Annotated in this window: 11 protein-coding genes; 6 read left to right on the forward strand and 5 right to left on the reverse strand. The window is 58.7% G+C overall.

What is annotated here, in order from left to right; all coding sequences use genetic code 11:
- Positions 1-64: 64 nt before the first annotated feature.
- Both FJY67_08855 and FJY67_08860 read right to left on the reverse strand, forming a co-directional pair.
- Positions 65-712 (reverse strand): 1-acyl-sn-glycerol-3-phosphate acyltransferase, encoded by a 648-nt coding sequence (locus FJY67_08855; GenBank protein ID MBM3329560.1) that lies wholly within the window; start codon positions 710-712, stop codon positions 65-67.
- Entirely contained in the window at positions 690-1,391 is a 702-nt protein-coding gene (locus FJY67_08860; protein MBM3329561.1) for a (d)CMP kinase, read from the reverse strand. The genes FJY67_08855 and FJY67_08860 overlap by 23 nt, the downstream gene beginning before the upstream one ends.
- Before the next feature lie 122 nt (positions 1,392-1,513).
- Between FJY67_08860 and FJY67_08865 the strand changes: the two genes are divergently transcribed.
- Complete coding sequence (locus FJY67_08865) at positions 1,514-1,921, forward strand: DoxX family protein (GenBank protein ID MBM3329562.1); 408 nt, start codon at positions 1,514-1,516, stop codon at positions 1,919-1,921.
- 3 nt (positions 1,922-1,924) lie between these two features.
- On the opposite strand, the gene FJY67_08870 is transcribed toward FJY67_08865, so the two are convergent.
- The 3 genes from FJY67_08870 to FJY67_08880 are packed head-to-tail and all read right to left on the reverse strand — an operon-like array spanning position 1,925 to position 4,983.
- Positions 1,925-3,622, reverse strand: a complete 1,698-nt coding sequence (locus FJY67_08870) for a short-chain dehydrogenase (GenBank protein ID MBM3329563.1) — start codon at positions 3,620-3,622, stop codon at positions 1,925-1,927.
- Between the two features lie 18 nt (positions 3,623-3,640).
- Positions 3,641-4,393: an SMC-Scp complex subunit ScpB gene (scpB, locus tag FJY67_08875; GenBank protein MBM3329564.1), complete on the reverse strand. Its 753-nt coding sequence runs from the start codon at positions 4,391-4,393 to the stop codon at positions 3,641-3,643.
- Positions 4,234-4,983 (reverse strand): hypothetical protein, encoded by a 750-nt coding sequence (locus FJY67_08880; protein MBM3329565.1) that lies wholly within the window; start codon positions 4,981-4,983, stop codon positions 4,234-4,236. The genes scpB and FJY67_08880 overlap by 160 nt, the downstream gene beginning before the upstream one ends.
- Before the next feature lie 114 nt (positions 4,984-5,097).
- Here FJY67_08880 and ruvA point away from each other — a divergent pair, with 114 nt between their 5' ends.
- From ruvA to FJY67_08905, 5 genes are all read left to right on the forward strand, one after another.
- Positions 5,098-5,694, forward strand: coding sequence for a Holliday junction branch migration protein RuvA (ruvA, locus tag FJY67_08885; GenBank protein MBM3329566.1), 597 nt, complete (start codon positions 5,098-5,100; stop codon positions 5,692-5,694).
- A 133-nt stretch (positions 5,695-5,827) separates the two neighbouring features.
- Positions 5,828-10,069, forward strand: a complete 4,242-nt coding sequence (locus FJY67_08890; GenBank protein MBM3329567.1) for a T9SS type A sorting domain-containing protein — start codon at positions 5,828-5,830, stop codon at positions 10,067-10,069.
- Positions 10,070-10,306: 237 nt separating this feature from the next.
- Positions 10,307-10,720 (forward strand): helix-turn-helix transcriptional regulator, encoded by a 414-nt coding sequence (locus FJY67_08895; GenBank protein MBM3329568.1) that lies wholly within the window; start codon positions 10,307-10,309, stop codon positions 10,718-10,720.
- A 23-nt stretch (positions 10,721-10,743) separates the two neighbouring features.
- Complete coding sequence (locus FJY67_08900) at positions 10,744-11,301, forward strand: ImmA/IrrE family metallo-endopeptidase (protein MBM3329569.1); 558 nt, start codon at positions 10,744-10,746, stop codon at positions 11,299-11,301.
- Positions 11,302-11,304: 3 nt separating this feature from the next.
- Complete coding sequence (locus FJY67_08905) at positions 11,305-11,937, forward strand: LOG family protein (protein MBM3329570.1); 633 nt, start codon at positions 11,305-11,307, stop codon at positions 11,935-11,937.
- Positions 11,938-12,186 lie beyond the last annotated feature (249 nt).

Raw genomic sequence — 12,186 nt, forward strand, 5'->3', positions numbered from 1 at the left:
TAATATACTTTCTCCATTCGCGTCAAACAACCCACCCAACGGATAACAACCGCTGAGCGAAACTTTACATTTCGCGGATCCTCCGCATCACCTCCTCAGCAAGCCGCTGATAACCTTCCTTGCCGTTTGAAGCGTCGATGCCCAGATCGGTAGCGCGAAAAGGCTCGCCGAATGCAACCGACAATCCGCGCCTAAACAACTGTGAGCCCAAACGGTGACTTTGCCGTATCCGCACCGGCACGATCGGTGCACCACTTTGGACCGCAAGTAGTCCAACCCCTAATTTGGGTGGATGAAGGTCTTCGTCGAGGAACCGTGTGCCTTCGGGGAAGATAATTATGCCTCCGCCTTGCTCGAGCCATTGCTCGAGCCGGATGAGTGCTTCGCGGTCAAATCCCCCCCGCCGCACCGGAATCGAATTGTAGTAACGCACAAACCGACCCAATAGCGGAAAGGTGAAGAGTTCCTTCTTGGCTGCATAGGCTATTTCACGCGGACAGGCGCTGCCAACGACGGGAGGATCGAACCAGGACTTATGGTTGGATGCGAGAATAAAAGGACCGGACATGGGAACTCGCTCAGCGCCGCGGACCTTCAGCCCGAACAGCGTCCGAAATATCGTCCCGATGAGGATCTGAGCCGCTCTATAAGCCGGGCGAGTGGCGGTCCGCGAAAGACCTCCTCTTGCGTCAGGGGCGGAGTGAAGAGGCATAGAGACGGCTGCCAAAGCGCTCCGAAGCGAGCCGCAGGATACAATCGACTTGATCCTCGAAAGTCATCTCGCTGTTGTCGATCAGTAAGGCATCAGATGCCTTGGCGAGCGGTGAATGTGGACGTTCGGCGTCACGTTTATCGCGCTCGGCGAGTTCCTTGGTAAGCGCGGTGAGGGCTTCCGAGTCGTGTTCGATGCCTAATTCACGACCGCGCCGGATGGCCCGGATTTCGGGCCTGGCCGTCATAAAGATCTTAAGCCCGGCCTTGGGCAGGACGACCGTCCCGATATCGCGGCCCTCCATCACCCCGAATCCCCGAGCCGCCCACCGCCGCTGCAGTGCCACCAGTTTGCCGCGCACGCCGGGAATCTCGCACACCGGCGAGACGACCCGGTTCACTACCGGGGACCGGATGTCGGTCGTAACATCTACGCCATCGACCCAGACCCGTATGCCTCCCGAGGTCTGGGCAAACGAGATCTCGGCTTTATCGACAGCCTTTTCAACCGCGGTTGATTGCGAAACTTCGACGCCGGCTTTGATCACCGCCCAAGCCGCGGCACGGTATAGCGCGCCGGTGTCAAGGTACGGCAGGCCGAGCCGCCAGGCTACCTGCCGGGCTGTCGATGACTTTCCGACGCCGGCCGGGCCGTCGATGGCAATGAGTGGCTTGGACATCGATTCCTCCGCTTCAGGAATATCGGAAACGACCCTATACCCGTATCACAAACAGCAGTCGGCAACTGCCGACCAATACCTCATCTCATCATAATCATCATGGATCATATATCAACGAGACCATGAACCGCTGGTTCAAATCACCTGATACCGGGCTGTTGCTGCTTCGGCTCGCCATCGCAGGTCTGCTCTTCGCCCACGGTCAAATGAAGTGGGGACTCTGGTCAATGCAGCCTTCAGAGCAACTTCCGACCGGTATGCTATACTTGTTGCGCTTCATAGGCATCGCCGAGCCGCTCGCAGCCCTGGCTTTAACCGCCGGCTATCTCACACGGCTCGCGTCATTCCTCCAGTCGCTCGTGATGCTCGGCGCGATCAACTTCAAGATCAACATTATGAAGGCTGCCTTCGTCGCCCAGGACACCACCGGATGGGAACTCGACCTCCTGGTGCTCGCTGGGCTGCTCTGCCTTCTCTTCACCGGACCGGGCAGGTTCTCACTCACTGAACGGCTTTCCGCCAGAAACTGACGGTCAGGACTTCATACGCCGGCCCTGCTCCTCTTCGATAAAGAGCCAGCCGACGATCTCGCCTTCATCCAGGGACCGGTCGAACCTCCAGAAGGCAGCGTCGCGCTCAGAATGAGATGACGAATCCCCGGCAGGAGTCAACGCGGCTTCTTGCTTCAGTTGTGTCAATCGGTGCTGCCAAAGAGACATGTTTGCTTCACGCAAATCGACCCACCCGCTGCGGGCCCAATTGTCGATGGCGTCATTGCTGATTTCGAAGGTTGTCCGGCGGGGATCGGCCGGCACCTTTACAAATGGCCCCTTGAGCAGCGACCTGCCGTCGGGCAATAGAATTGGTATGCCAATCGAGATGATCCGGCTGCGCAGGTCGTTGTGTTGATCCACCAGTCGGGCAGCAGCTTGCGACAGGTCTTCTGCCGACCAGGCTAATACCCCGTCGATACTGTGCGCGATGGTCTTCAAGATATGCGCTTCATATAGCAATTTCGAGAGGCGCGGCGGTCCGAGCATCTCAAACGCAACCGGATCGTCGGAGTGACTCATCAGCAGCGCCCGCATTTTCTCGATAGCGAGCGACCGCATCACGCCGGCGCGGTAAGTCGAACTTAGCACCGCACCATCGAGTGCCCCGACGATGTCATGCCCGCTGTTGCCGCCTTCGATCTCCCAGACGACGATTCGGGCGATCTCTTCAGGTGTGACGAACTCCATCTGGCCGGTCGTCGTGATCGCTGTGAATTCACCCGGCGAGAAGATGCCGTTTTCGCCGGTATCGATGAAGATGCCTTCGAGGTTCCGGCCCAGGGGAGCGCAGCCGGCCTTACTGGCGGTGTCGAAAACCCCTTCCAACCGGACATTCCCCTCGGGAGGGCAGTCATAGAGCGGGATGCTCTGCCCCGCTTTGCGAACCTCGCCGCGCTCGATCCGCTTCCAGGCAATAGCCGTAGCCGGCTTCACTTCCTTCACGTAGGGCGCGTCGGGCGTCCGGCCCATTAGGAATAGGAGCAACGACTGCGCCCCGGCAATGCAGTTCTTCGAAAGCAACACCCGCGATGGCCGGTCCTCAGAGTGAGTGTAGGGGATGTTGAGCCCCATTCCACCGGTGCCCGAGGTTCCAACCTTGATGTAATGCCGCGTCCCGGCATCCTTCATCGCCGAGTAGATGACTTGAATGTGACGAACGATCTGGGGTATGTAGAGCGTCGCTAACAATTTCTCGACCTCTACCGCAAAAGCCTCATCGGGAGTCTTGTCGTTACCCTTAAGTCCTTCCAGCAATCTTAAGCCGGTCGAATAGATGTCCTGATATGCGACCCCGGTCGCGGTGTTGACGCAGTCGATCACGATGTCGGGTCGGCGTCGGGCGATCAGGTCGTAGAGAAAGAAGGCTTGAAACGATGTCGTCCCGGTTCGCTCGAGAAAGTCTGCCGCGAGCGCCAGGCGACGCTCCCGGATGGCGAGCAGTTCTTCACGATTGAGGTCTTTGAACTCCGTGCGGACGAAGATATTGCCCCATTCTGGCGCGAGTATTGTCTCTCCCACGTAAGGCGCGAGATCGGCGACCGCCTCCTCAGCTTGCGCCCGGGTGAGCGACGCCACGGTGATGGAATGTGGCGATAGCGCAAGCAATTTGCGGCAAATGGCATGGCCTACCAGCCCCCATCCGCCCAAGACAAGAATGTTGCTGCCCTTGATGTCCATTGTTACCGGTCGGTCTGGTTATTCGGGGTTATTCGGTTCAATTAGCCCGCTTTCGGGCGAGAATAGTTCATTGGATAGCCCGGTCGAACGGTGTGCGGCGTCATCGACTTCTGTCGGACGGGGCAGGTCATCGAGCGAGTCGAGGCCAAAGTGCTTAAGAAAGTCCGCAGTTGTGCCATAAAGGAGCGGGCGACCTGCAGAACGGGCTCGCCCGGCGATGCGGACGAGATGTCGTTCCAGCAGCATCTTCAGCACCCCGCCGGTATCGACACCCCGCACCGCTTCGATGTCGGCGCGGGTTATAGGCTGACGATAGGCTATGAGCGAAAGTGTCTCGAGTGCGGCTTGAGACAATCTCACCCTTCCCGACCCGATTACCAGCCGCCGCACCCAACGACCATATTCAGGCAGTGTCGCAAACCGGAAGCCCCCGCCACCGCGTATGATCCGGAACGCCCTCGCCGATCCGGCATACTCGTCATTAAGTGCCCCAATAGCCGAAACTACCTCTTCCTCTGTCGGCCCGTCCAACACCTCGAGCAACCGCGCCGGTCCCACCGGCTCCGGAGAAGCAAAAACAAGGGCTTCGACGATCCGGATCTGCTCTTCGTTCACTCCCCGCGCTCCTTCCGCTTCGCCTCCTTCAAGATAAGCACGAGCGGCCCGAAAGCCTCTGCCTGTCGCACCGCTATACGTCCGAGTCTCAACAATTCGAGCATCGCCAGAAAGGTCATAACGACTGCCACCCGACTCGGCAGCGCCTCTCCCAATTCGGCAAAGGCAATCCGGCTGCGCCCTCCGAAGAAAGCGGTTATAAATGCCATCTGCCCTTCCAAGGTGTAGGGTATCCGGTCCACCAGGTGGACGGGCACTTCCGGCACTCGTTGAATAAGGTCTCGGAAAGCGACCGCAATGTCGTATATTGAAACATCGGTCAGCATTTCGCTCGAGAGTTCCGCCTCAAGCCCCTCGATGCGCAATGTCCCGCGGTCGAAAAGGTTGACCTGATGCTCCTCCAGTTCCGCCAGCCGCTCAACCTGGGTTCTCAGCGCCAACAGGTCGGCAAGAGAATGCTCGCGGAGCGCCTTCTGCATCTCGGCTTCGGTGATCTCCGGCTCGGGCCCGGCGAGCAGTTCGTTGGCTTTGAACTCGAGCAGTGTCGCGGCGAGCAAGATGAAGTCGCCGATCTGATCCAGCGACGGCGGAACTTCGAGCCGTCCGATATAGTCCAGGAAGTCGGATGCCAGCGCGCTGATCGATATGTAGGTTACGTCGAGTTCCCGTTTGCGGACCAGATAGACAAGGAGATCCATCGGTCCCGCAAAGTCGGGGGTTGTAACTTCATAGGGGTTGGTAGGCAATGAATTGCGAAAAGCGTATAACGAAAGACCGCGATAGAGGAAGCCCTGACGCCACTCCGGCCGGACCCTTGAAAGATAAGTTGCAGTGCCTCATTTCACAACATCTGGGGCGCGATGATTGACCGTCTGCAGGGCGTTCTGCTCGACAAATCGCCGGTGCGTGTCGTCGTCGAAGTCGGCGGGTTGGGTTTGGCCGTAGCCATACCGCTCACGACATTTGAAAAACTGCCTCGTCAAGGAGAAAGGGTCAGCCTTGTAACCCATCTCCACGTCCGCGAAGACGCGCTCGAACTCTTCGGCTTTCAGAGCGAGGATGATCGGGCGCTTTTCCGCAGCCTCATCGCCATCTCCGGCATAGGTCCGAAGATCGCGCTGGCTATTCTCTCCAAGTTCACTGCGGCAGCACTTTCCCAGGTCGTCGGAGACGGTGACTTGAGACGACTTCAAGCCGTCCCCGGGGTCGGGAAGAAGACCGCCGAGAGGCTGATGATCGAACTGAAAGACCGGTTCCGTGTCCGCAGCCCGGTGGTCATCGGAGGCATCGGCACCGGCGTTGTGGCGATATCTGCCATTTCAGAAGCCATCCGCGCTTTGGAGACGCTCGGATATTCCCTGCCTCAGGCTGAGGAAGCCGTTCGCAGGGCAACGTCCAAGATCAACGGCGAGCCGACCACGGAGGAGATTGTCCGGTCGGCGCTTAGGGGGAGGTAAGAAGATGAGATCAGTTCTGCCCGGTCCTGCCGACCTATGCTATACGCACACTTTGGGGCTCTTCCCCGCCAATAAGCAAGTAGCAATATCTTGCGGAATTTGCTTCGGCATTTGACTGACTATAGGAGGGTCTATGACCGCCAACACCCATCCCCTCGCTCTGGCCGCGCTCGTCTTCACCTCGCTCGCCGGTAACGACCTGAACGCTGCCACCACCTCGAACAACATCGCCCTCGATCGGGTAGGCAGCCGCATCCAACTTCAAAGCGCAATCGGGTCGTCTCCCATGATTCGGGACGAGGGCGGTAGCGCACATTGGATATTGGAAGGCGCTGTCCGCACCGGAACTCCAGGTTATCCCGATCTTCCGGCTGTGACGAGGTTCATCCGGCTGCCGGACAAAGGCGCCATCGCCTTCGACTATGACCTAACAGGCACAGAAATCGTTTCGGGGTCTCCACCTTCCATCACTCCAATCATTGATGGTGAATCTGACCCGATCCTAAGTTCGGCTTCATTACGCGGTGTCTGGCCACCGGAGCCGGTCGTCCTGTTCGACCCGGTCGTGGCGCGTGGCGTCCGGTTCGCTCAACTTATCTGGTATCCGGTGCAATGGGATGCCGGGCGCGCCGAATACCGCGTCAGCCGCGGCTTCAGCGCCGACATCCAGGTATCCCCCGGCACCGGTGTCAACGAAGTGCCCGACATTCCCCGGCAGCGCTCGAAGGACTTCGAGCGCGCCATTAGTGCACTCCTTGATGAAGACATCCGCCGCGACGAGCCCGATGAAGACGTCCTCCCCGGCGGCTACCTCGTCGTAGCGAACGAAAACCCGCCGGGAGCCGTTGGTGAATTCGTCGAATGGAAACGTCGCGCCGGTCATCCCGTCGAATTGCTCACCTTTAACCCTCTTCAGGTCAACCGCCAGCAACTAAAGGCGCTGATACAGGAGCGTTACAACGAGACCGGTTTCGAGTTCCTTCTCTTTATGGGCACCGACGATGCCCAGGGCGCGCCGCTGCGCATTCCTATCGTTGAAAACAATGACTTCAATCAGCACGAGATCTACGACAGTTTCTTCGGCCAACTTGAGGGTAACGACATCGTCCCCGACGTCGCAGTCGGGTCGTTCAACTGCACCAATGCCGACAACCTGACCTGTGCCATTCGTCGGTCGCTCTCCTACCAGTTCACTCCCTACATCGACGATTGGGACTGGTTCAGCCGCGGCGCCGTAGCCGTCGGGCACTGCTCGGTGCCGCAAGACCTATCGCCCTCCTACACCGGCAAATGGGTCGCCGAGACGATGACCATGAACGGCTTCGTCGACCTGACGACGACCTATTACTCGGATAATGAGGATAACGATTTCTCCGACCTGATCGCCGAAGTCTATAACGAGCGCTCGAACCTGATCATCGTGCGTGGCCATCAGCAGGACGTTCAGCCCGGAGCATATCGAAACCGGTTCGTCTATCCGTTCCACTTTCTGGTCAGTTCCTCGACCATTTCGCCACCCAACGGCGGCGCGTGGAATCAACTTTTTCGGATCGGGACGCCGCAGGATATGCGCGGTCCTTCGGCTGGCTTTGGACATTACCCGAGTCCCCGCACCAATTGCGCCAACGCCCTCGTCGGCGGCTTGGCTGAGGCTCTGTTCCTGAAAGAGATTACATCGTTCGGCTGGGCGCGATGGTGGACGGTGGTCAATCTCCCCCGCCTCTTTCCTGCCGAGGTTGGACAGCAGTCGATCAACCGCTATTGGGGGACGTTCCGCTACTACGGCGATCCGGGGCAGAAGGCGTGGATTGGGGAGCCGGTTGCGTTAGAATTTAACCGCGCCAACTTGAGGGAGATTAATGGCAACGACAATCAGTTGCCATTAACCGTCCGCGACGGAAATCGGGGCGTCCCAAGAGCCACCGTGACTTTCTATCAACCCAATGGGCTGCAAGTCGTCCGCACCGCCGACGCCGACGGCCGGGTGCTTTTCACCTGGCAGCAGGGGGACTTGAATGCCGATGAAGACCTTTACGTCACGGCAGTCAATGAGAACTCACTTCCGACCTCACTGACCATTCAGGTCATCGACGAGCCAACCGTTCTCGCTCTGCTCGATGCCGAGCCGCTCGAAACCGATGGCAACGGCGACGGCATAATCAGTCCCGGCGAGTCGTTTGAGTTGACGATGATGGTTGAGTCTGAGACGGAGTTCGTCTTTTCAGGTATAGACTATATCGATCCCTGGCTGGAGGGCGGCCTTGATGTTCGCGACGCAGTGATCGAGCAACTCGGCGAGCGCATCTACCGGGTCGTGATTAGACAACAGGATGGCAACGGCTTCCGCGTCATCGAAGGGTGTCCCGACGGTACGCGCATTAGAATCGACTTCATCTTTCTACACCCTATGGGATTGCCTCGGCTTCTTCCGGTAGAGATTCCGGTCTTCGCCGCGCGCTTTAGTGCAGGAAATGTCGTTGTCGAAGGCGACCGCGATCCAGGTGAAGAGGTTGAAGTCCGGTTCGACCTGATCAACATCGGCCGCATCGACGCCGAAGAGGTTCAGGTCGAAGTTCGCCCCCTAAAGCCGAATGCCCTCGTCCGCGACGGCGTCCGGGAAGTTGGCGATATACCTTCCAACGGTGAAGCCGTCGAAGTTGCGATTCCGGTATTAATCGACCCCCGCGCCTTCCGAGGCGAGGCCATCCCTCTATCGCTTATTGTCACCGGACAGCCCGGCGTCAGAGATAAGATTGAAATCGCCTTCACCCTCGCGGGTCCGGTCGAGACTGATCCCCTTGGCCCGGACAAGTATGGCTACTTTGCACTTGAGGATTCAGACGATGACACCGAATGGGGCGATGCTCCGGTATTCGACTGGACGAACATCTCGCCGTGGGGCGGCGAGGTCGAAGGCAGCGAAGTCCTCCCCTTACCGGGGACCGGCGAGACCGACTCGTCAGTGGTCATCGATCTGCCAATCGATTTCCGATATTATGGACGCGAATTCCGGCAGATTACAGTCTGCAACAACGGCTGGATCGCCGTCGGCGACCAACAGCGTCTTAAGAACCAACAAAATTGGCCGATGGCCGGGATCAACGGCGCCTACGGCATGATCTCCCCCTTTTGGGACCGCCTCGAAATGGTCACCCGGTCGGACGGAGTGTTCATCTGGCATGACGAGGAACAGGGTCATTTCGTCATTCAGTGGCAGACCGGCACCCGCAACAATAACAACCAGTGGCTGCCTAACGCCTTCCAGGTCATCCTGCACGACTCCGATCAGTGGGCTACCCCTACTGGTGACAGCCCGATCCTCTTCCAGTATCAGACCGTCAACAACGTCCAGGATCAATGGGAGGCTAACACCGGCTGCACGGTCGGCATATCGTCACCGGACGGCCAGGAGGGATTGACCTACACCTATTGGCAACGTCAGCCGTCATCGGTTTCAGGTCTGCGCAACGAACGAGCCATTCTCTGGACGACGACAGGGTGGATTCCGTTCGTCGCCATCTATGGGCAGGTGACGCGGTTCATCGATTCGGCCGCGGTCGAGGGCGCGCGGGTGCGCTTTTCCAACGGCGTCGAGACCCTCACCAACCGCGACGGCGTCTATCGGCTCGGCATTCCGGCGCTTGCCGAGGGCGAGTTGAACGTCACCAAGTCCGGCTACGGTCGCGGTATCTTACAGGACATCGAACCGATCGAGGAGGGCGACTCGCTGGAAGCCAACTTCGTCCTTCCGCACGGCTGGGTGACGGGTGTGATGCCTCACGACACCACCGAAGTTGAGTTAGGTCGGGACGAGCCGGTCGAACTGGTCTGGAACCTTGGTAATCAAGGCAACATCGACGCGTGGGTGGGGGTCGAGGTCTTGTGGGTCGATAGCGCTTTCGGTCGGGAGCGGTTCGTCATTCCCGCCGATTCGGTCGGAATCGAAATCGGCAGCGACGTCGAAGTGGTCGTTACAATAGACGCCCGGGACGCGCCGGAGGGCCGATACAGGGCTATCCTCCGTTTCAATTCCAACACCCCACAAGGCCATTTCGACGTCTATTTGCGACTGGCGGTCTCGAGTGGTGTGGGAAGCGAGCCCGGACTTCCCTCCCGCTTCGAGTTGACCGGCATCTATCCCAATCCCTTCAACGATCAAGCGCAAGTGTCCTTTGCTTTGCCGAAGAGCGGATCCGTCTTCCTGACGATTCACAACTTGTTGGGTCGGGAAGTGCTCGCTTTGCCGGCGAGGTATTTCCCAGCCGGAAGGCAGAGCCTCACCTTCGATGCTCGTGAACTTCCTTCGGGAGTCTATCTGCTACGACTCTCTTCCGGGCCCGACAAGGGCGTTATGAAAGCGGTGATGTTGAGATAGGCACCTAGATCCAGCGATAGGCGTTTGCTGTTTTCACCTCTGTGGTGGAAGCCAATAGTGCGGTCAGATGTCCTCATCTGACCGCTCCGCCGTCGGATGGGGACATCCGACGTCACACTTACCGCCGGATTAGGAATAGGCACTTGGCTTCAATCCTCAGGGGCTGATATATCTACTTGTCCTCGTCGCTCTTTGTTCTTGTTGCATTTTGCCCAACTTGTCGTTAATATAAGACCTATGTTTGGTGAACGACTGCGACAACTCCGTCGTGACAAGGGCCTGAGTCAGGCTGAACTGGCCGACCGTGCGGGCATCAACCGCTCCTACCTCTCGGTCCTCGAAAACGAGCACTCCTCGCCGACGATGGATGTCGTCGAGCGGCTTGCCCAGGGGCTCGGCGTCGTCATTTGGGACCTTATCTCGGTAGCCGACGAGCGGCATTACTCCTACGAGAGCGACGAACGCACCGATATGTATGACGGCTTGCGCGACTTCCTGAACGATTCCGACGAGATGCTCCTGATTCGCCCTACCCCGGACGAGATAACGGAACTAAAGGGCATCCGCTTTCGCGGTCATATGCGGCCCGACAAGCGGTTCTTTCGCGACGCACTCCTGGCGCTCCGCCGGAGGGAACAATCGACTTCGTAGAACGACTCGCCGCGCAGCACGGAGTGCGGGTCGTCCTCGAAGAGATCACCGACGGAAGAGAGGCCTATGCGATGAAAAATCTCATCGTTCTTAACCGGGATCTCTATCCGCCGCGCCGCAACTTCGCTTTTTGCCATGAACTGGCGCATCTTCTGCTGGGTCATCCGCAACAGCCATTCATTGAGCCTGGAATCGAACGGGAAGCGGACCGGCTCGCTGCCGAGTTGATGCTCCCCGAAGTCGAATTTCGCCATTTGATGTCAGGTCGGACTTTTGGCGAAGTCCGGGAAGCCTGCCCTCACGCCTCCTGGGAAGTTGTCGCGCGCCGTTGGGTGGAGTTCAAACCGGCCGTGCTGACGATTTTCGACAATGGCACCCAGACCTCCCGCATCGCTCCGGACGGGCTTGCTTATCCACCCCGACCGACGCCACCCGAAAGGGCTCTCATTGGAAAAGTCTATGCTGAAAGAGAGCACCGGACCGCCAAGTCACCACCACTTACGATGCAAGCTTACTTCATCGATGACGGCCGTGGGATTGAGCGGGTGATACTTTTAACTGAAATCGAGAGTGATTACTAACCTTTGACATACATTGAAGATCCGGCACGATATCCGGTCCTGAGCGCGATTTCCTATTCGGTGCTTGATGACGGCTGGTTCAAAGTGCTGGCTCAACAGAAGCGCCAGATCCCTCTCGAGCGCGGTGGCAACGGGCCGTTGCCGTTCATTGCCGTATTTGGATCGGCACAGGTCGATCCGGCAAGCGCAATCTGGCAGAATGCGTTTCGCCTCGGCGTCGAACTGGCGAGGCGGGGCGCGGTCGTCATCAATGGCGGTTACGGCGGACTAATGGAAGCCTCTTCGGCAGGTGCCCGTTCGGCCGGAGGCATTACGGTAGGTGTGACGTGCGACAACCTCCCCGAAGACGCCCCGAATCCTTACATCGACCACGAATGGAAGACCGACCGCTGGGATCAGCGGCTGCTTGCGCTGGTCTGGCTCGCCGATGGCTATTGCGTCCTGCCCGGATCGAGCGGCACGATGGTCGAACTGGCGATGGTCGTGGAGACGCAATTGAAGGGCTTTATACCCCGGCGGCCGATCGTCTGCCTGACACGGTTCTGGCAGCCGGTAGTCCGAAGAGTGGTGGCGGAACCGACGATGGTGCAGTTTGCGCCGACGCCGCGGGAGTGCGCCAATCTGGTTTTGAAGTAGAAACCCGAAGCCGCGTAGGGGCCGATGCCGTTATGTGCGGCTTCGTGCCCGATAGCAGAGAAGCGGAGCCAGTCCGAATACGCGGGCTAACTATTTTTGGGCAGGCACGCAAAAACCCTTGACAACTTCCACTTGCAGCCGTATCTTTCAAAAAACCTTGCCTCGGGCTACGGCTCGGGCTACGGCTCGGGCTACGGCTCGGGCTACGGCTCGGGCTACGGCTCGGGCTTAAGCAGCCCGGGCACACAA

The organism is Calditrichota bacterium (assembly GCA_016867835.1).
Taxonomy (GTDB): Bacteria; Electryoneota; AABM5-125-24; order Hatepunaeales; family Hatepunaeaceae; genus VGIQ01.